The organism is Phenylobacterium sp. (assembly GCF_036263695.1).
In the GTDB taxonomy this organism is placed as follows: Bacteria; Pseudomonadota; Alphaproteobacteria; order Caulobacterales; family Caulobacteraceae; genus Phenylobacterium.
Genome location: NZ_DATAGM010000345.1, coordinates 1 through 22,151, shown reverse-complemented (window position 1 = coordinate 22,151; position 22,151 = coordinate 1). Strand labels below are relative to the sequence as shown.

At 71.1% G+C, this 22,151-nt stretch carries 25 protein-coding genes; 8 read left to right on the top strand and 17 right to left on the bottom strand.

The window, feature by feature from the left end:
• The coding region (locus VHK87_RS13950; protein WP_329635495.1) for a helicase C-terminal domain-containing protein at window positions 1-1,263 on the top strand (1,263 nt) is incomplete at its 5' end.
• A gap of 9 nt (window positions 1,264-1,272) precedes the next feature.
• On the opposite strand, the gene chrA is transcribed toward VHK87_RS13950, so the two are convergent.
• The 6 genes from chrA to VHK87_RS13920 all read right to left on the bottom strand — a co-directional run bounded on the left by chrA (window position 1,273) and on the right by VHK87_RS13920 (window position 7,172).
• Window positions 1,273-2,682, bottom strand: coding sequence for a chromate efflux transporter (gene chrA / locus VHK87_RS13945; protein ID WP_329635494.1), 1,410 nt, complete (start codon window positions 2,680-2,682; stop codon window positions 1,273-1,275).
• 157 nt (window positions 2,683-2,839) lie between these two features.
• The gene (locus VHK87_RS13940; protein WP_329635493.1) at window positions 2,840-3,091 is read right to left on the bottom strand and encodes an EF-hand domain-containing protein; all 252 of its coding nucleotides are present in this window, start codon (window positions 3,089-3,091) and stop codon (window positions 2,840-2,842) included.
• 79 nt (window positions 3,092-3,170) lie between these two features.
• The gene (locus VHK87_RS13935) at window positions 3,171-4,103 is read right to left on the bottom strand and encodes a prephenate/arogenate dehydrogenase family protein (RefSeq protein ID WP_329635492.1); all 933 of its coding nucleotides are present in this window, start codon (window positions 4,101-4,103) and stop codon (window positions 3,171-3,173) included.
• A gap of 2 nt (window positions 4,104-4,105) precedes the next feature.
• Window positions 4,106-5,227, bottom strand: coding sequence for a histidinol-phosphate transaminase (gene hisC, locus VHK87_RS13930; RefSeq protein WP_329635491.1), 1,122 nt, complete (start codon window positions 5,225-5,227; stop codon window positions 4,106-4,108).
• A 17-nt stretch (window positions 5,228-5,244) separates the two neighbouring features.
• On the bottom strand, window positions 5,245-6,042 hold the full coding sequence (locus VHK87_RS13925; protein WP_329635490.1) for a chorismate mutase: 798 nt from the start codon (window positions 6,040-6,042) through the stop codon (window positions 5,245-5,247).
• A gap of 95 nt (window positions 6,043-6,137) precedes the next feature.
• Window positions 6,138-7,172 carry a DUF2125 domain-containing protein gene (locus VHK87_RS13920; RefSeq protein ID WP_329635489.1) on the bottom strand — a complete coding sequence of 345 codons (1,035 nt, stop codon included), beginning with the start codon at window positions 7,170-7,172 and terminating at the stop codon, window positions 6,138-6,140.
• A gap of 26 nt (window positions 7,173-7,198) precedes the next feature.
• Here VHK87_RS13920 and VHK87_RS13915 point away from each other — a divergent pair, with 26 nt between their 5' ends.
• Window positions 7,199-7,783: a gamma-glutamylcyclotransferase gene (locus VHK87_RS13915; protein ID WP_329635488.1), complete on the top strand. Its 585-nt coding sequence runs from the start codon at window positions 7,199-7,201 to the stop codon at window positions 7,781-7,783.
• A gap of 32 nt (window positions 7,784-7,815) precedes the next feature.
• Here the strand turns inward: VHK87_RS13915 and VHK87_RS13910 are convergent, their stop codons facing one another.
• Genes VHK87_RS13910 through ftsE form a run of 4 tightly spaced genes read right to left on the bottom strand, consistent with a single transcriptional unit; the run spans window position 7,816 to window position 10,767 of the window.
• Window positions 7,816-8,523, bottom strand: a complete 708-nt coding sequence (locus VHK87_RS13910; protein WP_329635487.1) for a lysophospholipid acyltransferase family protein — start codon at window positions 8,521-8,523, stop codon at window positions 7,816-7,818.
• A complete protein-coding gene (locus tag VHK87_RS13905) occupies window positions 8,520-9,155 on the bottom strand; it encodes a YdcF family protein (protein ID WP_329635486.1) in 636 nt (211 codons plus the stop codon). The genes VHK87_RS13910 and VHK87_RS13905 overlap by 4 nt, the downstream gene beginning before the upstream one ends.
• Window positions 9,152-10,045 (bottom strand): ABC transporter permease, encoded by an 894-nt coding sequence (locus VHK87_RS13900; RefSeq protein ID WP_329635485.1) that lies wholly within the window; start codon window positions 10,043-10,045, stop codon window positions 9,152-9,154. The genes VHK87_RS13905 and VHK87_RS13900 overlap by 4 nt, the downstream gene beginning before the upstream one ends.
• Window positions 10,042-10,767, bottom strand: coding sequence for a cell division ATP-binding protein FtsE (gene ftsE, locus VHK87_RS13895; protein WP_329635484.1), 726 nt, complete (start codon window positions 10,765-10,767; stop codon window positions 10,042-10,044). The genes VHK87_RS13900 and ftsE overlap by 4 nt, the downstream gene beginning before the upstream one ends.
• A 56-nt stretch (window positions 10,768-10,823) precedes the next feature.
• Here ftsE and VHK87_RS13890 point away from each other — a divergent pair, with 56 nt between their 5' ends.
• Together VHK87_RS13890 and VHK87_RS13885 are read left to right on the top strand one after the other, a co-directional pair.
• Window positions 10,824-11,702: a DUF3426 domain-containing protein gene (locus tag VHK87_RS13890; protein WP_329635483.1), complete on the top strand. Its 879-nt coding sequence runs from the start codon at window positions 10,824-10,826 to the stop codon at window positions 11,700-11,702.
• Window positions 11,695-12,219: a phosphoribosyltransferase gene (locus VHK87_RS13885; RefSeq protein WP_329635482.1), complete on the top strand. Its 525-nt coding sequence runs from the start codon at window positions 11,695-11,697 to the stop codon at window positions 12,217-12,219. The genes VHK87_RS13890 and VHK87_RS13885 overlap by 8 nt, the downstream gene beginning before the upstream one ends.
• Before the next feature lie 4 nt (window positions 12,220-12,223).
• On the opposite strand, the gene VHK87_RS13880 is transcribed toward VHK87_RS13885, so the two are convergent.
• The 5 genes from VHK87_RS13880 to argH all read right to left on the bottom strand — a co-directional run bounded on the left by VHK87_RS13880 (window position 12,224) and on the right by argH (window position 15,939).
• Window positions 12,224-12,607: a hypothetical protein gene (locus VHK87_RS13880; RefSeq protein WP_329635481.1), complete on the bottom strand. Its 384-nt coding sequence runs from the start codon at window positions 12,605-12,607 to the stop codon at window positions 12,224-12,226.
• 72 nt (window positions 12,608-12,679) lie between these two features.
• Entirely contained in the window at window positions 12,680-12,862 is a 183-nt protein-coding gene (locus VHK87_RS13875; protein ID WP_329635480.1) for a hypothetical protein, read from the bottom strand.
• A gap of 94 nt (window positions 12,863-12,956) precedes the next feature.
• The gene (lysA, locus tag VHK87_RS13870) at window positions 12,957-14,225 is read right to left on the bottom strand and encodes a diaminopimelate decarboxylase (protein WP_329635479.1); all 1,269 of its coding nucleotides are present in this window, start codon (window positions 14,223-14,225) and stop codon (window positions 12,957-12,959) included.
• A complete protein-coding gene (locus VHK87_RS13865) occupies window positions 14,222-14,524 on the bottom strand; it encodes a hypothetical protein (protein WP_329635478.1) in 303 nt (100 codons plus the stop codon). The genes lysA and VHK87_RS13865 overlap by 4 nt, the downstream gene beginning before the upstream one ends.
• Entirely contained in the window at window positions 14,521-15,939 is a 1,419-nt protein-coding gene (gene argH, locus VHK87_RS13860; RefSeq protein WP_329635477.1) for an argininosuccinate lyase, read from the bottom strand. The genes VHK87_RS13865 and argH overlap by 4 nt, the downstream gene beginning before the upstream one ends.
• On the opposite strand from argH, the gene VHK87_RS13855 reads away from it, so the two are divergent.
• Both VHK87_RS13855 and VHK87_RS13850 read left to right on the top strand, forming a co-directional pair.
• Complete coding sequence (locus VHK87_RS13855) at window positions 15,940-16,557, top strand: TlpA disulfide reductase family protein (protein WP_329635476.1); 618 nt, start codon at window positions 15,940-15,942, stop codon at window positions 16,555-16,557.
• Window positions 16,558-16,758: 201 nt separating this feature from the next.
• The gene (locus VHK87_RS13850) at window positions 16,759-18,609 is read left to right on the top strand and encodes an ATP-binding protein (protein WP_329635475.1); all 1,851 of its coding nucleotides are present in this window, start codon (window positions 16,759-16,761) and stop codon (window positions 18,607-18,609) included.
• A 22-nt stretch (window positions 18,610-18,631) separates the two neighbouring features.
• Here VHK87_RS13850 and VHK87_RS13845 read toward each other — a convergent pair whose 3' ends face one another.
• Entirely contained in the window at window positions 18,632-19,054 is a 423-nt protein-coding gene (locus tag VHK87_RS13845; protein WP_329635474.1) for a helix-turn-helix domain-containing protein, read from the bottom strand.
• A gap of 366 nt (window positions 19,055-19,420) precedes the next feature.
• Between VHK87_RS13845 and VHK87_RS13840 the strand changes: the two genes are divergently transcribed.
• Together VHK87_RS13840 and VHK87_RS13835 are read left to right on the top strand one after the other, a co-directional pair.
• On the top strand, window positions 19,421-20,695 hold the full coding sequence (locus VHK87_RS13840; RefSeq protein WP_329635473.1) for an acetyl-CoA hydrolase/transferase family protein: 1,275 nt from the start codon (window positions 19,421-19,423) through the stop codon (window positions 20,693-20,695).
• Window positions 20,696-20,761: 66 nt separating this feature from the next.
• On the top strand, window positions 20,762-21,421 hold the full coding sequence (locus VHK87_RS13835) for a TetR/AcrR family transcriptional regulator (protein ID WP_329635472.1): 660 nt from the start codon (window positions 20,762-20,764) through the stop codon (window positions 21,419-21,421).
• Window positions 21,422-21,423: 2 nt separating this feature from the next.
• On the opposite strand, the gene VHK87_RS13830 is transcribed toward VHK87_RS13835, so the two are convergent.
• Window positions 21,424-22,151 (bottom strand): thioesterase family protein (locus tag VHK87_RS13830; protein WP_329635471.1); only part of this gene is annotated, 728 nt, incomplete at its 5' end.

Below are 22,151 nucleotides of genomic sequence, written 5' to 3'. Positions count from 1 at the left end.
GTGAACCCCAACGGCCCGGTCGAGCGCTTCCTGGTCGCCGTACTTGAGCAGCTGCGGGCTCGCGCCGCGCCGTCCGAGGTCGGAATGGAGTGCCAGGCGCGGCCGGCGATCGACCTGGTCCGCGAGAGCGCCCGCGAGGCGGCCGAGGCCCTGGGGCGGATCGAGGCGCCCCTCCTGGCGCTGGCCCGCGCGCTGGAGGACCTGCTGGACGAGGAGGCTGCGACGCTCGCCCCCGGCGACCGGGCCCGGATCGAAGGCGCGCTGCGCGGCCTCGACCGGCGCGCCCGCATGACCTTGCCGGCCTGGCGCTCGATGCTGCGGGCCATCGACGAGGACGCCGAGGACGACCCCGACTTTGTCGACTGGTTCGACGCCACCTTCCTCTACGGCCGGGTGGTGGACGCCGCCTGCCGCCGCCACTGGGTGGACCCTACCGAGCCGCTGACGCACGCCGTCATCGCCCCGGCTCATGGCGTGCTGGTGACCAGCGCCACCCTGGCCGACCCCACGCTGGACGATCCGTTCGCCCTGGCCGAGATGCGCACCGGGGCGGCGCGACTGCCGGACCGGCCCAAGACCATCCGGCTGACCTCGCCCTTCGACTATGCGTCCAACGCCCGCGCCCTGGTGGTCACCGACGTCGGCCGCGACGACCCGCGGCAGGTCGCGGCGGCGATGCGCGAGTTGTTCCTGTCTGCTGGCGGCGGGGGGCTGGGCCTGTTCACGGCCATCCGGCGCCTGCGGGCCGTGCACGAGAAGATCGCCGCCCCGCTCGCCGACAAAGGCCTGGCCCTCTACGCCCAGCACGTGGACCCGCTGGAGGTCGGCGCCCTGGTCGACATCTTCCGGGCCGAGGAGGACGCCTGCCTGCTCGGCACCGACGCCGTGCGCGACGGGGTGGACGTGCCGGGCCGCTCCTTGCGCCTGCTGGTCTTCGACCGCGTGCCGTGGCCCAGGCCCGACATCCTGCACAAGGCCCGCCGCACCCGCTTCGGCGGCAAGGGCTACGACGATGCGGTGGCCCGGGCCCGCATCGCCCAGGCCTTCGGCCGGCTGATCCGCCGGGCCGACGATAAGGGCGTCTTCGTGATGCTGGATGCGGCCGCACCCACGCGCCTGTTCTCCGGCCTGCCCGAGGGCGTCACCCTCCAGCGCGTCAGCCTCGTCGAGGCCATCGAGACCATCGCCGAGTTCCTGAAGAAGGATGCGGCGACACAGGCCCGAGCGCCGACCTTACCTCCCGCCGCTGCCCGGGGGAGGTAGCAAGGCCGCCTAGACCACTCCCGCCAGGTGCAGCGCCACGCCGGCCGCGGCGCAGGCCAGCAGCAGCGGGATCACGCCGACCTTGAAGCGGAACGCGGCCACGGCGGCGGCGAGGGAGAGGAGGAGGCTGGCCCAGTTCACGGACGCGAGCACGGGCACGTCCAACTTCAGAGGCCCTGCGCCAACCTCAAGAACCTGCGCGAACACCACGTGCAGGGCGAACCAGACGGCGAGGTTGAGGATCACGCCGACGACCGCGGCGGTGATGGCCGCCAGGGCCGCGTTAAGCGCCTTGGCGCCGCGCAGCGCCTCGACGAATGGCGCGCCCAGGAAGATCCACAGGAAGCAGGGGGTGAAGGTGACCCAGGTGGTGAGAATCCCGCCGAGTATCCCCGCCGCCAGCGGATCGAGCCCAGTCGCGCCGCGGAACGCGCCCATGAAGCCCACGAACTGGGTGACCATGATCAGCGGGCCTGGCGTGGTCTCGGCCATGCCGAGGCCGTCCAACATTTCGCCTGGCCGCAGCCAGCCGAAGGTCTCCACCGCCTCCTGGGCCACGTAGGCGAGGACGGCGTAGGCGCCGCCGAAGGTCACCACCGCCATCTTCGAGAAGAAGACGGCGATCTGGGAGAAGACGTTGTTCCAGCCGAGCAGGGTCCCCAGCGCCAATACCGGGACGAGCCAGAGCAACAGGAGCACGCCGCCGATGCGCAGCGCCCAGGAAAGGTTCGGCCGCGCGTGGTCGGGCGTCTCCTCGCCGAGCAGGGTGTCGGCGTCGTCGACATGGGTGGCCGCTTTCGGCCCATGGCCGCCGCCGCCCGCCTGAAACGCGGCCAAGCCGGCTCGGCCGCCGAAGTAGCCGATGACGGCGGCGGCGAGGATGATCAGCGGGAAGGGCGCGTCGAAGGCGTAGATGGCTACAAAGGCGCCGCCGGCGAGCGCAATCATCACCGGGTTGCGCAGCGACCGGCTCCCGACCCGGATCACCGCCTGCACCACGACCACCAGCACCGCCGCCTTGAGCCCGAAGAACAGCGCACTGACCGGGCCCAGCTGGCCATAGAGGGCGTAGAGGATGCTGAGCGCCATGATGGCGACGAAGCCGGGGAGCACGAACAGGGCGCCTGCCGCAAGACCGCCGGCCGTGCGGTTCATCAGCCAGCCGATGTAGATGGCCAGCTGCTGCGCCTCGGGCCCGGGCAGGAGCGTGCAGTAGTTGAGGGCGTGCAGGAACCGTCGCTCGCCCAGCCAGCGCTTCTCCTCCACCAGGATACGATGCATGACGGCGATCTGGCCCGCAGGCCCGCCGAAGCTCAGAGCCGCGATGCGCGCCCAGACGCGCACGGCCTCGCCGAAGGGCACGAGCCCGTGCGGCCTCTTCGAAGTGGTGGCGTTTTCCACGGCCTTGCCGACATCCATGCTCGCGCTCCCAGCTCCGCCTGAGGCGGGCCATTGGAGCGGGTCTTGGACGGCTGAAGCCGTCTCACCGGGCGCCCGCGCCGGCCCGGCGAAGGGAAGCTACCCGCGCCGGCGGGCCGCCTCAAGCGGCTGCGCCGAACGCCGGCATGTTTTCAGGCTACTGCCCGCCCTGCTGCATCATCCGCTGGATGGCGGCGGTGAGCTCTTCCTGGCTGACCTTGCCGTCCTTGTTGGCGTCGACTGCGTCGAAGCGCTCGGCGGGACGGCCGGCGGCGGTCCACTCGTCCTTGCTGATGCCGCCGTCGTTGTTGGCGTCGAACTGCTTGAACACGGCGGCCGGGTCGAATCCCTGGGCCGAGGCGGCGGTGGCGAAGGCGGCGAGCGCCGCGGCGGCGATGACAATGCGCATGGAAGGGACGGCTCCTCGACTGGACCGGCGGAGATGGCCGCGCCGATGTTGCAGACGTATTGCCGTAACGGCGTTCGGACTAGTGCCGTTCGCGGTCGCGGCCGAAGTTGGGCTCGGGGCTCTCCTGGCCCGCGGCGATGACCCCGCGGCGGATCTCCCGGGTGCGGGAGAACAGCTCGAACAGCTTGTCGCCCTCGCCCCAGCGGATGGCGCGCGACAGGGCCTGCAGGTCCTCGGTGAACCGGCCGAGGATCTCCAGCACCGCGTCCTTGTTGGCCAGGAAGATGTCCCGCCACATGGTCGGGTCCGAGGCGGCGATGCGGGTGAAGTCGCGGAAGCCGCCGGCCGAGTACTTCATCACCTCCGCCCGGGCGACCTCCTCCAGGTCGGCGGCCGTGCCGACGATGTTGTAGGCGATCAGGTGGGGCAGGTGGCTGGTGACGGCCAGCACCAGGTCGTGGTGCTTGTCGTCCATGCGGTCGACGTTGGCGCCCAGCGCGGTCCAGAAGTCGGCCAGCCGCTGCACCGCCTCCAGGTAGGCGTCATCCTGACGGGGCAGGGGGGTGAGGATGGTCCAGCGCTTGTCGAACAGTTCGGCGAAGCCGGCGTCCGGACCAGACTGTTCGGTGCCGGCGATCGGGTGGCCGGGAACGATGAACACGCTGTCGGGCAGGTTCCGGACCAGCGCGTCGGAGACCTGGCCCTTCACCGAGCCCACGTCGGTGACCGTGCTGCCGGCCTTCAGCGACCCGGCGGCGGCCTTGGCGACGGTCTCCATGGCCAGCACCGGCACCGCCAGCACGACGAGATCGGCGTCCTTCACCGCCTCGGCGACCGAGCCCGTCACTTCGTCGGATAGGCCCAGCTCGGCCACCCGGTCGCGAACCGCCGAGCTCGCGTCGGCGACAACGATGGTCTGCGCCACGCCGGCCCGGCGGACGGCGCGGATTACGGACGAGCCGATCAGGCCGCAGCCGATCACCGCCATGCGGGGATAGATGATCTCTGCCACGGCTAGGCTTTCAGGAAGTCGGCGAGAGCCTCGACCATGGCCCGGTTGTGCTCCTCCAGGCCGATGGTCAGGCGCAGGTGGTTCGGCAGGCCGTAGCCGGCGAGCCCGCGAATGATCAGGCCACGGCTGGCGAGGAAGGCCTCGGCCTCCGCCGCGCTCTTGCCTGGCGGGAAGCCGACCAGGATGAAGTTGGCCTGGCTGGGGACGACGTCGAGCCCGATCCCGCCGAGTTGCTGGACAAGCCAGGGCCGCCACTGGCGGACCAGCGCGATGGACTTCTGCTGGAACGCCGCGTCGCCGAGCGATGCGACGGCGGCCAACTGGGCCGGGATGTTGACGTTGAACGGGGCGCGGATGCGTTCGATCGCATCGATGATCGGCTCCGGCGCATAGGCCCAGCCGACCCGCAGCGCCGCTAGGCCGTGCAGCTTGGAGAAGGTGCGGGTGACGATGACGTTCTCCACCTCCTGGGCCAGCTCCAGGCCAATGTCGAAGTTCGGGTCGTCGGCGAACTCGCAGTATGCGGCGTCGATCACCAGCACGACACTGGGCGGCAAGCCCGCCTGCAGACGGCGCAGCTCTTCGCCGGTGAGGAAGGTGCCGGTGGGGTTGGCCGGGTTGGTCACGAACACCAGGCGGGTGCGCTCGTCGACCAGGTTCAGCAGCCCGTCCACCTCGATGCGGAAGTTGGGCTCCGCGGCGCTGCGCACCTCGGCCTGGCAGGCGCGGGCGGCGATGCCGTAGGCGCCGAAGGCGTATTCGGCCTGGACGATGTTGTCGCCGGGCTCGAGGAACACCTGGGCGATCAGGTGCAGCAGCTCGTCCGAGCCGCAGCCGAACACCAGGTTCTGAGGCGGCAGCCGGAAGTGAGCCGAGACGGCCTCGCGCAGGACGGTCGCCCGCCCGTCCGGATAGACGTGCAGCTGGTGGACGGCCGAGGCGTAGGCTTCGCGCGCCTTGGGCGAGGATCCGAGGATGTTCTCGTTGCCAGACAGCTTGACCGGATCGGCGACGCCCTCGGCGGCGGACTTGCCCGGCACGTACTGGGCGATGTCGAGGATGCCGGGCTTGGGCAGCGGGCGGGGCGCGCGGGCGCGCTCGTCGGGGGAAAGCGTTTCAGTCATGACGGCTGAGCCGCCTCTTACACGTCCAGCGGCGACGGCGCAGCCCCGATCACGCCGCTCAAGCCCCCCGGCGCCCGGGCTAGCCGCTCATCGTCCGCCATGTAGTAGCCGGCCAGGGTGAAGAGCTTCAGGCCGCCCGCCTCGACCATCAGGCTGGCGGCGACGCCGTCGCGGCTGAGCGCGGTGAGGATCGGGGCGGCGGGCCCCGACGCGTCGGTGACCCAGAAGGTGACGTCGGAACCGGTGGGCTCCACATCGACCTCGGCGACCGCCAGCGCCGACATCGGGCCCCAGGAGGCCAGGCACGGCAGGGCCGCGAAGACTTTCAGCTTCGGCTCGGCCAGCAGGCGGCCCCACCAGGCGCTGTCGCGGGCCAGGGCGATCACCGCGACGCCGCCCAGAGACCTGGCGGCCGCGAGAGCGTCTTCCGGCTTGGCGGCCAGCGCCAGGCGCGGGGCGGCGCCGAAGCGGGCGCGGGCCAGTTCCACGGCGCGCGAGCCGCCCCAAACGGAGAGGTGGAAGGGGCCCTGGCGGGAGAGGCTGTCGCCGATCAACTCGCGCCAGATGCGCACGATCAGGGTCGGCGAGGCGGCCCGGCGGCCGCGGGCGAGGAGCTTGCGCAGCAGGTGGGCTTCGCGGCCCGGGCGCAGGGCGAAGCGGTCGCCCTCGCCGGCGGCGGCCTTGGCTTTGGCGACCTCGGTCGCCAGGCCCGCGCGCTCGTCCACGAGCCGCAGCAGCTCGGCGTCGATCTCGTCAATGCGCGCTCTCACAACGTCGAGCGACTGGGCGGCGGGCTTGGACTCCGCGTCGGCCATATCTTCCCCCGAAGACGAAGCGTGCGACCTAGGTCAATCCCGCCAGCTGCGCAATTTCTTTCCTCCGCTGCGGCCTTATGCGCGCTCAGAAGGGTTCAATAGACCCGCGGCGCGGGCCCAACAGCCACCGGTCCCAGCGTCGTTTGGCCCGCCTGGAAGGTAAGGGTGGCCCTGGCGAGGTCGCCGCCCATTGCGCGGGCCCGGGCCACGATGGAGGCCGCCATCGCCGCATCCTCGGGGATCACCCCCGTCTCGCCCATGGCCTCCAGCGCTTTGGGGGCTTGCTGCAGCGACGCGTCGAGCGTGCCGCGCAGCCGCCCGTCTGTCCCGACCGTGAGGGTCCCGCTCTGGGCGCCGATCAGCGCCTCCCCGGCGGTGATCCCGCCCTGGCGCACGCTCATCTGGCCGCCGGCGTCGGTCCAGGCGCGCACCGCCGAGGCCCAGTCGCGGCCACGGAAGTTGCTGGCCTCGCTCATCACGCCTTCGAAAATCATCGACACCGGCTTCTCGCCGGCGATGCGCGCGAAGAGGCCCGCCAGCCTGGCCTTCCCCTGATCGACCCGGAAGCGGACGACGCCCTGGTCCTCGGGCATGGCGCGCAGGTGCACCTCCACCAGTTCGGCGGCGGACAAAGCAAACGGCTGGGCGCCGGCGCCCGGCGCAAAGGTCAGGCCGCGGCCCTCGAAGGAGAAGCTCGGCGGGCTGTCGGACAGGTCGCCGATGCTCGCCCGGATCAGCCGGCCCTTCATCTCCACCGGCCCGCCGATGGGCCGCGTGAAGGTCAGGCCGTCGGGCGCGGCGGCGATCCAGTCGCCCAGCGAATAGACCTTCGCCTGCGCTTCGAGCCGCGGCGCCGCCAGTGCCCAGCCGGAGGGCTCGCGGATGCGCGCCTCGGTGAGGCTGACGTTGAGCCGGAAGGGGAAGCCGCCGACGGCGCGCTGCTTCCAGGCGATCTCGTAGCCGGACCTGCGCATCTGTTCCACCTGGGCGTCCATCTGCGCCGTCGCCTGGCCGCGCAGCCAGAACCAGCCTGCCGACCAGCCGACGATCAGGATCAGGGCGAGGACGAACGGCAGGATCAGGCCGAGGCGCCGCGGTTTGCGGCCGGGATCGGTATCGGGCAGAGACATGTGCGCTCGTGTCGGAGGGGTTTCGCGTGGACCAGGGTCGGTGGGTGTTCGGCTACGGCTCGCTGATGTGGCGTCCGGGCTTCGCCTATCAAGGGCGCCGTCCGGCCACCCTACACGGACGCCGGCGCGCCTTCTGCATCTATTCGGTCCACCACCGCGGCACCTACCAGCGGCCGGGGCTGGTGCTGGGCCTGGCGCCCGGCGGCTCGACCCGCGGCGTGGCCTATCTGGTGTCAGAGGCCGACTGGCCGGAGGTCTACGCCTACCTTCGTGAGCGCGAGCAGCCCACCGAGACTTATGTGGAGAGCGCCGCCCACGTGCGGCTGGCCGACGGCCGGCGCGTGCCGACCCTGGTCTTCCTATCCGACACCCGCCACCCGCAGTGGGCCGGAGTGCTGTCGCTGGAGCGCCAGGCCGAGCTGATCGCCGGCGCAGTCGGCCTGTCGGGCCCGAACGTCGACTACTTGCGGGACCTTGTTGAGCACCTGCGCGAGGAAGCCATCCACGACGCCTCGATGGAGCAGCTGCTGAAGATGGTGCAGGCGCGCGAGCTGGCCATGGCGGCCCACACCCCGCGCGGCGGGTCGGAAGAGGAAGAGGCGCTGCCGTAATCTCAGGCCTCTCCCCGCAAGCGGGGAGGGGTCTATTCCGAGAGCAGCTTCATCGATGCGGTCTCGATCCGCTCCTCGAGGATGCGCATGAATTCGGCGCGCTTGAGCCCGGGCGGGATCGGCTCCAGGAACTCGAAAACGATGGTCCCGGGGTAGCGCTTGAACCCGTGGGCCGGCCAGTGGACGCCGGAGTTGGTGGCCACCGGGTGCACCGGCACGTCCAGCTCGCGGTAGAGGCCGGCGATGCCCGGCTTGTAGTCGCCCTTGGCGCCGGGCTGGGTGCGGGTGCCTTCCGGAAAGATCACCAGCTGGCGGCCTTCCTCGAACCGCACCAGCGCCTCGCGCACCATCTGGCGCAGGGTGGTCGCCCCGCCGGCCCGGTCGATGACGATGGTTCGGACCTTCTTGGCGTACCAGCTGAACCAGGGGATCCAGGCCAGCTCCTTCTTCATCACATAGACGGTGGCCGGCAGCTCGGCGAAGGAGGCGAAGACGTCGAGCATGCACTGGTGCTTGGGCGCGACCAGCGCTGCACCGGTGGGGATGTGCTCGCGCCCGCGCACCTCCACCCTGATGCTGCAGAGCACTCGCAGCAGGACGTTGATGCCCCGCGACCAGAAGGCGAACAGCGACAGCGTCCAGCGCGCCGGCCCCAGCAGCAGAGGCGTGGCGGCGATCGCCAGCAGCGCGGACCACAGGTAGAAGCAGGCGGCGAAGGCCAGCGAGCGGGCCATGATCATCGGGCGGCGGGCTCCTGCGCAGGCGAGGCGGGCTCCTCCTCTCGGCGGGGGCCGAGGCTGAGGACGGCTTCGCGGCCGAGGATCGCCAGGTACTTGGAATATTCCATCACCATCAGCCGCGCACCCCTGGCGGTCCGCCACCAGCGCGAGGCGTCGATCACCGAGGTGCGCACCGGATAGGCCTGCAGCTCGGCGTTCGGCATCGCCCCGCGCAGCTCCAGCATGGCCCTGGGGATGTGGTAGTCGGCGGTCACCACGATCAGGCTGTCGTAGCGCATGGCCCGGGCCCACTCGGCCGTCTCCTTGGCGTTGCCGACCGTGTCGGCTGCTTCGAAGCCCAAGTCCACGCAGCAGTCGTAGAGCCGGCGCACCGCGCCGGAGACGTGGCGGATGTCCTCGCGGCTGGCTTCGCGGTTGACCCCGGAGACCAGCATCCGCTGGCCCTTGGCGCCTTCCAGCAGCTTCATCGCCGCGCCGATGCGCTCGTTGGACCCGGCGCCGGTCAGGGCGACAATCCCGTCGGCGGGCCGGGGATCGGGCGCAGGGGCCGAGCGCTCTACGCGCTCGACGAAGGCCCACAGCCCTACGGCCCAGATCATGGCCAGGACCAGAAGCCCCGCGATCGTCCTCATACCAGCTCCCGGATCAACGCCGCGGCGGTGACGCGGGCGGCCACCGCGGCCACGGCCGCCGCCACCAGGGGACAGGGAAGGACGGCCAGAAGATCGCTCCAGGCGACCGGAAGCACCGGCGTCAGGCCCGCGCCGCCCCCCGCCAGACGTAGACCCGCCCCGACAATGGCCGCGGCGCCTGCGCCGAGCAAGCCCGCCCGGGCGGCCATCAGCGCGAACCGGGTCTGGAACAGCCGGGCGATGAAGGCGTCTTCGGCGCCGGTCAGGTGCAGGACCTCGACCACTTCGCGACGCGCGGCCATGCCCGCGCGCGTGGCGAAGGTGACGACTGCGCCGGCGGCGGCGGCGATCATCAGGAAGATGGCCGCGCCGATCCAACGGGTCATGCCGGCGGCGCGCTGGATGTCCTCCATCCAGGCGCTGTGGTCGTCGACCATGGCGTCCAGGCCCTGGCTCTTCAGCGCCCGGTCCATGGCCTGGGAAGAGGCCGGCCGCTCGGGATCGAGGACCACGGCCACCAGCCGCGGGACCGGCAAGTCCTCCAGGTCGGCCACGTCGCCGAGCCAAGGGGCGATCATCGCCTCGGCGGTCGCGGCCTCGATAGCCCGCGCCTCCTGTACGCCGGGGACGCCGGCCAGGGTCTCGGCGGCCCGGGCCGCGGCGGAGTCGGGGGTCTCGTTGCTCTTCGGCCGGACGACGACGGTCGCTTCGCCGGTCAGCTGGTCGGTCCAGCCGCGGGAGGCGCGGTCGGCGGCGATCACCCCCAGCGCCGTCAGGCACGCCAGGAAGCACAGCACCGCGATGACGAAGGTCAGGGCGCCGTCGCGCGCATCGCTCGTCGGCAGGAAGGGCGCGGGCTTCCAGCGGACCGGGTCGAAGAAGTCGCTCAATCGCCGGCCCTCGGCAGGCCGTGGTGGACCAGCCGCCCATCCTCGATGTGCAGCACCGGCATGCCCGAGCGGGCCACCATGTCCTGGTCGTGGGTGGCGATGACGATGGTGGTGCCCAGCCGGTTCAGCTCGACGAACAGGCGCAGGATGCGCACCGCCATCTCGTGGTCGACGTTGCCGGTGGGCTCGTCGGCCAGCAGGATCTCCGGCCGCGCCACCACAGCCCGGGCGATGGCCAGACGCTGCTTCTCGCCGCCGGCCAGGGTGGCGGGCATGGCGTGCATGCGGCTGCGCAGGCCGACCCAGGTGAGCAGCTCGGCCACGTCCTGGCGGTACTCGTCCGGCCGGCCGCCGGCGATCCGCAGCGGCAGGGCGGCGTTGTCGAAGGCGGTAAGGTGGTCGAGCAGCAGCAGCTCCTGAAACACCACTCCGATCCTGCGCCGCAACGCGGGCCGCTCGGCGGCGGGCGCGCGGCTCACGTCCTGGCCGAACAGGTGCAGCAGGCCCTTCGAGGGGCGGGCGGCGAGATAGATGAGCTTCAGGAGCGAACTTTTCCCCGCGCCGGACGGGCCGGTGAGGAAGTGGAAAGACCCTGGGGTTAAAGAGAAGGAAAGGTCCTTCAAGGTCTCGGGAGCACGGCCATAGCGCATCGAGACATCATCGAAGCGGACAATGGCCGTTTCGGCGTCTTGCGCCAGTGCGGCGTGAGGGTTTCTGGACATGAAGGCCGAAATCGGCGACCTCGGAGGAGGTTGCTGGAGCGTCCGATTCGGCTGTCATGATACTGACCTGTCCCGACTGCGCCACCAGCTATTTCGTCGACGCGGCGAAGATCCCGCCTGACGGGCGGACGGTGAAATGCTCGTCCTGCGGCAAGCGCTGGACCGCCCACGCCGAGCCCGAACTGGAGCTGGTCGAGGGCGAGGACGAAGCCGCCCAGGCCCCGCGGGACGCCGACGAGATCGAGTTCGAGGAAGCGCCCCTGGCCGAGCTGCCGGGCGAAGCTTTGCCCAAGGTGTTCCGCGCCAAGACCGAGACGTCCCGCCGCATGCGCGAGCTGGTGACGGTGGGCGTGGTCTGGGCCGGCATGGCGGCGGTGATCGTGCTGACCATCGGCGCGGCCCTGGTCTTCCGGGTGGACGTGGTGCGGCTGTGGCCGAGGACCGCGGCGGCCTACGCCAGCGTCGGCATGCCGGTGAACCAGCTGGGCCTGGCGATCGAGGGGCTGACGGTCGAGACGGCGCTAAAGGACGGCCATGCCGCCTATTCTGTCACCGGCACGATCCGCAACGTGGAAGGCCGCACGATCACTTCGCCGCCGCTCAAGATGATCCTCGTCAACAAGGACGGCCGCCCGCTGGTGACCAAGATCGCCCGTCCCGCCGACCCGCGCATCCCTCCCGGCCAGTCGCGGCACTTCGGCCTTATCATCCCCGATCCGCCGTCCACAGCTGCCGAGCTGGAGGTGAGCTTCGCCACCGCCATGGCCCCGGGCTCCGGCCAGACGCCGATGGCCGCCCACGTCAAGACGGAGGGCGCGGGCTCGCTTTCGCTGCGCAAGAGCCTGGAGCCCGCGCCGGCGGTCCATGCGCCCGGCCCGGCGGAAGCCCAGCCCTTGCCCGCGGACTCCGCGCACGCTCTAACGCCGCATGGCTGAAGCCCCGACCGTCCTCCTGACGGAGGAAGAGGTGCAGCGGCGCGTGAACGACCTCGCGCGCCAGATCGCTCCGCGCACCGACGACGAGACCGTCGCCGTCTGCCTGCTCACCGGCGGCCTGTGGTTCGCCGCCGACCTGACCCGCGCCCTGGCGCGCGCCGGCCGCAACGTCCGCTTCGACGCCCTGTGGCTCGCCTCCTACGGCGACGCCCGCGCCAGCCTCGGCCGCTGCGAGGTCCGCGCCGACCTGCAAAGACCCCTGATGGGCCGCAAGGCGCTGGTGCTGGACGACGTCTTCGACACCGGCCTGTCGCTCAGCGAAGCGGCCCGCCTGGTCCGCGACGCCGGCGCCGCCGACGTCCTCACCGCCGTCTTCGCCCGCAAGCCCTGGCCCACGGCGAGAGCCATGGAGCCCGACTTCGTGGCCTGGGAGGCGCCGGCCAGGTTCCTGGTCGGCTACGGGATGGATAGGGCCGGCGAACTGCGCGGGCTGCCCTACGTTGGGGCGCTGGACTGAGGGCCTATCTGCCGGGCGCCGAGGCGAGGTTGAGGCATCCCAGGACAAGTCCCAGCACCGCGGCATAGCCGACGAGGGCATGTCCGGCCCCGCGCCAGCCGGCGGGCAGCATGAGCGTCGTCAGCAGCCACATGATCAAGGCAAGCGCCGCCGCCGCAGCGAACGGAACGAGCCACGCCGGGCGCAGGCTGGCCAGCCACGCCATGGTGGGCCAACCCACGATCAGAGCGAATATGAAGCTCGGAATGGCCAGTAGGATGCCGAGCCCCAGCAGGCCCTCGGCAAAGCCGCTCGTCGCTTGCGCTTTGGCGGCATACCAGGCGTGAGTGATGGCGGCGTAGATCGCCATCGAGAGCGCCCATCCGATCAGCAGCTTTGCGAAACCCACCAGGCGCCTCCTGGCGAAGCGCTTAAGGGAAAAAGGTTGAGGGTCGGCTTAGGCGCGCCAGCAGAGAGGGCCTCAGGCCTCTCGCCCGCGCCGCACGATCAACGCGGCGGCGAGGACGCCGACGATCGCCCCGAACACGCCCGGCGGGGCCGGCTCGATGCCGAACACCCGCGCGCCGATGGCCGCGCTCGCGCCGACGAACAGGCCGAGCGCGAGGCAGAGCAGGACGGATTTGACGATGTCGAAGATGTGCATGGTCCCACCCTAGTCACCATGGCGGTCGGCCCGCTGCGAGGCCGCTCCTATCCGCCGCATTAACCTTTAGGCAACGGTACAGCTTGCGGCAACCTCAGAGCCAGTCGGGGGCCGCCTCCCGCGACAGCATGTCCTCATAGGACGGCCGGGCGCGCACGGTGGCGTACTTCTCGTCCTTCACCAGCACCTCGGCGACGAGCGGGCGGCTGTTGTACTCGCTGGACATGGTCGCGCCATAGGCGCCGGCGGTCATGAAGGCCACCAGGTCGCCGGGCTCCAGCGGCGGCAGCAGGCGGTCGCGGGCGAAGGTGTCGCCGGTTTCGCAGACCGGGCCGACGACGTCGTAGGGCAGCACCTCGCCCTTCCGGGGCTTCACCGGACGGATGTCGTGGTAGGCCTCGTACATGGCCGGCCGCAAAAGGTCGTTCATCGCCGCGTCCAGCACCAGGAAGCGGCGGCCGTCCGGCCGGGCGATGGTGTAGAGCACGCGCGCCAGCAGCACGCCGGCGTTGGCGGCGATCATCCGGCCGGGCTCGAAGGCCAGCTGCACGTCCAGTCCCTTCACCACGCCGGCGATCATCGCCGCGTACTCGGACGGCGGCGGCGGCTCGGGCTGGTTGAAGTAGGGCACGCCGAGGCCGCCGCCGAGGTCGAGCCGCTCGAGGCCCATGCCGTCGGCGCGGATCTTCTCGACCAAGCCGCGCATCTTTCGGGCCGCCTCCTCCATCGACACCAGGTCGGAGATCTGGCTGCCGATGTGGCAGGCCAGGCCCACGGGCTTCAGGCCCGGGCTGTTGGAGGCCTTGGCGTACAGCCGCTCCACGTCGCCGAGGGCGATTCCGAACTTGGAGTCGGCCCGGCCGGTGGAGATCTTGTCGTGGGCGCCGGCCCGCACGTCGGGATTCACCCGCAGCGCGACGGCGGCCCGAACGCCCTTCCCGCGCGCGACCTTCTCGACCAGCTCCAGTTCCGGCTCGGACTCGATGTTGATCTCGAGCACCCCGGCGTCGAGGGCGAAGGCGATCTCGCGCTCGGTCTTGCCGACGCCGGAGAAGAGGATGCGATCGGGCGGGATCTGGGCCGCCAGGGCGCGGCGGATTTCGCCCTCGGAGACGGTGTCCGCCCCGGCGCCCAGCCGGCCGAGCGTGCGCAGCACCGCGACGTTGGAGTTGGCCTTCACCGCATAGGCGATCAGCGGCTCGCCGAGGCCGGCGCCGACCAGGGCCTCGCGCAGCACCTGGTAGTGCCGCTCCAGGGTGGCGGTGGAATAGACGTAGACGGGGGTGCCGACCTCATCGGCGATGCGGGTCAGCGGCACGCCCTCGCAGGCGAGCTCGCCCCCCGTCAGCTCGAAGTGATTCATCGGCGCGGGTTGTTGTACGGGTCTGGCAGCACGCCTTGCGGCGGGGCCCGGCCGGGGTCCTGCGGGCCGCCTTCGATGGGCAGGGTCCGCGGCGGGGCGGGGTCGGCGGTGCGGTCGCGCGGATCAACGGTGTCGACCGGCCGCGACGGATCCTGCGAGCGTTCGGCTTCGTCCGCGTCGGCGGTGGTCGCCCGGCCGGCGCCGAACAGCGGGCCCGGGCGCTGGAGCTCGCCCGTCTTGCCGCAGCCGGCGAGGGCCGTGGCGGCGATCAGGCCGGCGATTGCGAGGCGCGGGGTCATCTCAAGATCTCCTTCCAGCGCGCGACTTGCGCGCGCACTTGGTCCGGCGCCGTTCCGCCGTAGCTCTTGCGGCTGGCCGCCGAGGCGGCCGGGCTCAGCACTTCGTAAACGTCGGCCGTGATCCGGGGCTCCAGGCTCTGCAGCTCGGCGAGCGGCAGGCCGGGAAGGTCCACGCCCAGCGCCTCGGCCCGTTTCACCGCCGCGCCGGTCAGATGGTGGGCCTGGCGGAACGGCAGGTCCAGCTTGCGCACGAGCCAGTCGGCGAGATCGGTGGCCGTGGAGAAGCCCGCGCCGGCCGCCGCCGCCATCCGCTCGGGGACCGGCTCCAGGTCGGCGATCATGCCGGTCATCGCCGCCAGCGAGACCTCCAGCGAGTCGAAGGCCTCGAAGGTGGGGACCTTGTCCTCCTGCATGTCCTTCGAATAGGTCAGCGGCAGGCCCTTCATGACCACCGAAAGTTGGGTGAAGGCGGCCAGCGCGCGCCCGGCCTTGCCGCGCACCAGCTCGGCCGCGTCGGGGTTCTTCTTCTGCGGCATGATCGACGAGCCGGTGGTGAAGGCGTCCGACAGCTTCACGAAGCCGAACTGCGGCGTCATCCAGATCACGATTTCCTCGGCCAGCCGCGACAGGTGCGTCGCGCAGATCGACCCCGCCGCCAGCGCCTCGAGCGCGAAGTCTCGGTCGGAGACGGCGTCCAGGGAGTTGGCCATCGGCGCAGCAAAGCCCAGCGCCTGGGCCGTATCGTGGCGGTCGATGGGGAACGGCGAGCCGGCCAGGGCCGCGGCCCCCAGCGGGCTCTCGTTCATCCGCGCCCGGGCGTCGGCGAACCGGGAGGCGTCGCGCCCGAACATCTCCACATAGGCCATCAGGTGGTGGCCGAAGGTGACGGGCTGGGCCGGCTGCAGGTGGGTGAAGCCGGGCATCAGGGTCTCGGCGTTGGCCTCGGCCTTGGCGACCAGGGCCCGCTGCAGGCCCCTGAGCTGCTCCAGCGTGCGGTCGCAGGCCTCGCGGACCCACAGGCGGAAGTCGAGCGCCACCTGGTCGTTGCGGCTGCGCGCGGTGTGCAGCCGGCCCGAGGCGGGACCGATCAGCTCGGCGAGCCGGGCCTCCACGTTCATGTGGATGTCCTCGAACTCCTCCCGGAACGGGAAGCGGCACTCGGCGATCTCGCGGCCGATCTCCTCCAGCCCGCGCTGGATGGCGGCCTCGTCCTCGCTTGAAATGACGCCCTGCTTGCGCAACATCGCCGCGTGCGCGCGGGATCCGGCCAGGTCCTGCTCCGCCAGCCGGCGATCGAACCCGATGGAGACGTTGATCGCCTGCATCAGCGCATCCGGCCGGGCGGTGAAGCGCCCGCCCCACATCGCTTGGCCGGAGGGCGGCTTGGCTGGGGGCATCGAGGAAGAGTCCGACATATGAGCGAAAATCCGGCGGCGAAACCCAGCGGCGGTTTCCTGAAATGGGCGCTGTGGGGCGCCGCCGCTTTAGGCGTCGCGGCGGTTCTCTACATCATCGGCGCCGCTCTCATCAAACCCAGCGGCGGCGGCGACCTGGAACGCCTTGCCAAGGGCGAGATGGCCAAGCTCGAAGTCCCGCTCGAGCCCGCGCGCGCACCGAGCCACGTCTTCTACGACGTCGGCGGCAATCCGGTGCGGATCGCCGACTTCAAGGGGCAGGTAGTGGTGATGAACATTTGGGCTACCTGGTGCGCACCCTGCGTTCTCGAAATGCCCACCCTGGCGGCGCTGCAGAAGAGCTACGCCGGCAAGCCGGTGAAGGTGGTGACGGTCAGCGTCGACCAGGCCGACGACTTGGCGAAGGCCCAGGCTTTCATCGCCAAACACGCCCCGCTCGACTTCTACATCGACCGCGAGCGGAAGATCTCCTTCGTGCTCACGCCCCCGGCGCCCGGCATGCCGACGACGGTGATCTACGGCCCAGACGGCGTAGAGCGCGCGCGGCTCGCGGGCGAGGCGGACTGGACCAGCGCGGAGGCGAAGGCGGTGATCGACGCCGTTCTGGACGGCGGGTGAGGCGTTCACCACGCAGGCTACTCAACTGTTCCGAGTGCTCCTCCACCGTGAGTCACCCCAGGAGGGCGCCATCTTCGAAAAATCAGCCGCTTAGCGGCTCGCGTATGGCGCGAACCAAGAAATCCTTCACACTTGTTGCGATCAATGGGCCTGCCGAGTGGGGGGCGTTGGTAAATGGGCAGGGACCCGGCAGGACCTGAGTTGGCCGATTGGGAAGCGGCCGCGTGGTTCTTCGAGCATACCGTCGACGGCTTCGTGGTGGTCAAGGATGGCGCCATCGAACGGGTGAACCCTGCGTGGACGGCGCTCACCGGCTGGACGCCCGAAGAGACAATCGGGCGCAACTACACCGACTTCATGCATCCGGAGGACACGGCGGGGCTCGCCGCCGCCGGCGAAGCGCTGGCCGCCGCCGGGTCGGCGACCTTCGAGAACCGCCTGTTGTCCAAAACGGGCGGCTGGCTGTGGATGCGCAAGCGGGCGAAACGTGCGCGTGACGGGCGCGCGCTCGTGGCCTTGCACGACATCACCCAGGAGCGACGGCGACAGGCCGACACTCAGCAGGCTTTCCGGATCGCCCAGTTCCTCGGCCAAGCGGCCGGCATCCAGGTGTTCCGCTACGACGCGGTCGCCCAGATCGCGGACGTGGACCCGCTCTCGAGCGAGCCCAAGGAGCAGGTCACCCGCGTCAGCTGGCGCGACACGGTCCATCCCGACGACATTGACGCGGTCGAGCTCGCCTGGGACCAGACCCGGCGCTCCGGCGGTGCGGCGGCGGTGGAATATCGGGTGCGGGTTGAGGGCGGCTGGCGGCGCGTGCGCGCCACCTGGCAGGGCCTGGCCCGGCGCCACACAGGCGACTGGGACGTGCTGGTGATCACCCAGGACATCACCGAGCTCGCGGACGCGCGCGACGCGGCCCTTGCGGCCGCCGAGGCCAAGGCGCAGTTCCTGGCCAACATCAGCCATGAGATCCGCACGCCTATGAACGGCGTGCTGGGCGTGCTGCACATCCTCAAGGCCGAGGCCCTGCCGCCCGGCGACCTCAGGATGATCGAGGAGGCGTTGGCTTGCGGCTCGACCCTGTCGCAGCTGCTCGACGACATCATCGACTTCTCCAAGGTCGAGGCCGGCAAGGTCGAGTTCTCCCCCGAGCCCGTGGAACTGTCGGCCGCCCTCGACGTCGTGGCCGGAATGCTGCGGCCGGAAGCCGAGAGCCGCGGCCTCTACCTGCTGGCCGAAGCGCCCGCCGACGCCGGCTGGGCGCGGGTCGACCCGATCCGCTTGCGGCAGATGCTGTTCAACCTGCTCGGCAACGCGGTGAAGTTCACTGAGGCGGGTGGCGTCCGCATGCGGCTGGCGACCCGCGGCCGCGGCGAGCGCCAGCGGCTGCGCATCGAAATCGAGGACACCGGGATCGGCATCCCGGTCGCGGTCCAGCTGAAGCTGTTCGAGCGCTTCCAGCAGGGCGACGGCTCGACCACCCGCCGCTTCGGCGGCTCCGGCCTGGGCCTGGCCGTCACCAGGGCGCTGGCCGAGCAGATGGGCGGCCGGATCGGTTTCAAGAGCCGGGAAGGACGCGGATCTACCTTCTGGATCGACCTGCCGGCCCCGGCCTGCGAGGCCCCCGAGCCCGTGCCCGTCGACCCCGCCGGCGAGCGCTGGCTGCAGGGGCTGAAGGTGCTGGTGGTGGAGGACAACGCCACCAACCGGCTGGTCGCCACTCGGATGCTGGGGGCGCTGGGCGCGGAGGTGGACACCGCCGAGGATGGCGCCGAGGGCGTCAGCCGGGCGTCGGCCAAGACCTACGACCTGATCTTCATGGACATCCAGATGCCGGTGATGGACGGCTTCGAGGCCACTCGCCGCATCCGCGCCCTGCCCGGGCCAGCCGCGCAGACGCCGATCCTCGCCACGACGGCGAACGTGATGGCGCACCAGATCGAGGCATATCGGCAGGTGGGCATGGACGGCCACATCGCCAAGCCGATCTTGCCGGCCGCCCTGCTGGGCGAGATCGCCCGGCTGTCAGCGGGCGCCGAAGCGGCCTAGAGTCGTCGGCCGCCGTGCATGCCTAGGCGACTTCCTTGGCCGCCTCGGCCTGAGCGGGCGGGGCGGCGGTCATCGCCTTGAGCATGTTGACGAGCGAGGAGCGCGCCTCGGCCGGCATCCGCTCGTAGGCCGACAAGAGCTCCAGCGCGCCAGGCGTGCGCATGCGGCCCAGCAAGTCCAGCTCGGCCGTATTTTCCCGGTCGGGCGTGTCCAGCACCTCGAGCAGGTCGACGACGCGGCACTTCAGGGCCCGGGCGATCTGCACCAGGCGCGAGAAGGAGATCCGGTTCGCGCCGTTCTCGTACTTCTGGATCTGCTGAAAACTCACATTGCACTGCTCGGCGAGCGCTTCTTGCGACATGCCGATGGTCCGACGCCGAATCCGGACGGCCGCGCCGAGCGCGACGTCCATCGGATCAGGCGACTTGGTGGAAGGTTCCGCCACTTGGGATAGTCTCCTGTTGGGTAGCCGACGTTTGGACTACCCGCTTACCGGGATCAATCTATTTCCAGGCCCAATAAGGGTCTCCAAAGAAGGTCCCGCAATCCCTCGAGTTGAAACATACCACGCGTTTGAAAAACTGTCGCACATCTAAACTGCGAGTTTCGAGTGATGTTAACCACTTGGGGCAATTCGCTTGCAATTCAACAGCGAGGGCACGAATGCCGCCGCCGCGACAACAGGGCGCACCTCCGTGCGCAAACCTACTTGTGCATAAAATACAGTGAACACGGGTCGCTGGGAGCGGCGCCGCAGGAGCGGCCGGCGCCACCCTGGCGGGCGGTCCGCCTTCCGTCCGGGATCTGAGCGATGACGAAGGGGCCCGCGCTGCTGAACGACGTCGACTTCACCCAAATCGTGCGGCCAGGCGACATGGTGGTGTGGACGCCCGGCGCGGGCGAGCCGGTCAGCCTGATCGAGCGGCTGCTGGCCCAGCGGCATGAGATCGGCCGCTTCCGCGTCTTCCTGGGCGGCAGCTATTCGGGCGTGGTGCGGCCCGAGCACGCCGACGTCATCCAGTTCTTCGGCCTGGGCGGCATCGGCGCGAACCGCGAGCTCTGCCGGGCGGGCGTGATGGAGGTCATCCCGTGCGCCTATTCGGAGCTGCCGCGCCTGCTGACCGACGGGCCGCTCGCCGCGGATGTGGTGCTGGCGCAGGTCAGCCCGCCGGACGCGGACGGCCGCCACAGCTTCGGCGGCGCCTGCGGCTATGTCGCCGCCCCGCTGGCCCGGGCCCGCGCGGTGGTCGCCGAGGTCAATGCCCTCGCGCCTCGCACCGCCTCGCGAGCAAGCTTCGATGCGGCCCGCGCCGAGCTGATGGTCGAGGTCTCCCGACCGCTGGTGACGCAGCCGGCCGGCCCGCCGGATGAGGTCGAGGCAAGGATCGCCGCCCATGTCGCCGCGCTCGTCCCCGACGGCGCCACCCTGCAGCTGGGGGTCGGCAAGCTCCCCGGCGCGGTGCTCGGCGCCCTCGGCGGGCACCGGGATCTCGGCCTGCACAGCGGCATCGTCGGCGACGGGGTGGCGGACCTGATCGAACGGGGCGTCATCACCAACGCGGCCAAGCGCGAGCTCGCAGGGATCAGCGTCACCGGTTCGCTGCTCGGCTCGGAGGCGCTATACCGCTTCGCCGACGGCCGCCGCGACCTGTTGATCGAGCCGGTGGAATACACCCATGCCGCGGCCGTCCTGGCCCAGCTGCCGAGGTTCACCGCCATCAACTCGGCGCTGGAGGTCGACCTGACCGGGCAGGTGGGGGCGGAACTGGCGGACGGGGTCTTCGTCGGCGCGGTGGGCGGTCAGGCGGATTTCGTCCGCGGCGCTCTGGCCGCCGAGGGCGGACGCGCGATCATCGCCCTGCCGTCCCGCACCCGGCGCGGCGCGGCGCGCATCGTCGCGAGGCTCGCCTCGGGCACGGTGACGACGCCGAGGTCTGACGCGGACCTTGTGGTGACCGAGCACGGGGTCGCCGAGCTGCGCGGCCAGCCGATCCGCGAGCGCATCGCCCGGCTGATCGCCATCGCCCACCCGGACGACCGCGAGGCGCTGGCGCGTGAGGCGCGGGACTCGACAGCTGGCGCATGACGTGGCGGAAGGCCCGGGCGCCGCGCCGCTGTTGCGCGAAATCGGCAAACCGGCCATCTGTCTGACATGGCGTTAGAATCGGAATCCGAGGAACGGCCGGCTCGCGCCCTCGGGCGGACCCAGGCCCAGCGCCGGGCCGAAGCCGAGCAGCGTATCCTGCAGGCCGCCGTCGACATTATCGCCGAACGCGGCATCGACCAGCTGACCTTGGCCGAGGCGGGCGAGGCGGCCGGCTACAGCCGCGCGCTGCCGGCGCACTACTTCGGCTCCCGCGAAGACCTCATTCTGGCCGTCGCCGACCACCTGGTGCAGGGTTATCGCCGCCGGATGGAGGCCGGACCTCCGGGCGGCTCCGGAGCGGGCGGCCTCGAGTCGCTCATCGACGGGATCGCCTTCTATATCGACGACAACCGCCAGTCCGGCGCGCGCCTGCGGGCGTTCCACGAGGTGCTCAACGCAGCCCTCAACCGGCCGGCACTGGCGCCCGCCATCGCCCAGCTCGACCACGAGAGCGCCGCCGGCTTCGTCTATCAGATCCGCGCCGCTATCCGCCGCGGCGAGATCCGCGCCGACGTGGATCCCGAGGCCGAGGGCGTGCTGATCCTCGCCACCCTGCGCGGCGTCATGCGCCAGTGGCTGATAGCCCCCGACAAGGTCGACCTCGACGCCGTCCGCGCGGAGTTCATCGCCGGACTGCGCCGTAACTGGTCGCCCCCGGCCACCTAGAGTCAGGCGAAGATCGCCACCGTCTGGCGGCCGACCGCGGTCCGCCGCCCTTCCCGAGTCCAGAGCGACATGGCCTGCACCGAGTAGCCCTCGGCGGCCTGCTCGCTGGCCGAACTCAGCAGCCGCCAGTCGCCGGCCTCCACCGGCTGCAGGATGTCCACCGACCAGGTGACGGTGCTGATCGGCGCCGGGGCGGGGAAGGCGACCATCGCCGCCGGCGGCAGGCTGTCGGCCAGCGCCAGCAGCGAGACCACGGGATCCACCCCGGCGTCGTCCAGGTGACGGACCCACACCGTGAAGGCCGGCTCGCCCCCGGCCAGCGGCCGCGCGCCCGTCGCCAGTCGCATCTCGAAGTTCTGGAAGAAGCCGCCGCGCGGCGCATCGAAGAACGGCGGGCAATCCTCGGGGCGGGGGACGTCTGGGATCGCGGCGCTGTCGTGGGCGACCTGGCTCTCCCGGGCCGCGCCATAGGCCAGCAGCGCCCGCGCCACCTGGCCCCCGTCCGCATGGGCGTCCACCGCCACGAACGACGACGAACGCCCCTGCCGGATCAGCTTCAGGTCGAAGCGCAGCCGTCCGGCCGCGGCCCCGGTGAAGGCGAACTGCGCCGAGCGCAGCGGCGGAAGCTCGCCGAACTTGCGCCGCGCCGCCTCGGCGCACAGCGCCGCGGTCATCCCGCCGTAGAGGGTGCGCCCCTGGGTCCAGCCGTCCGGCGCCTCGATGTGAAAGG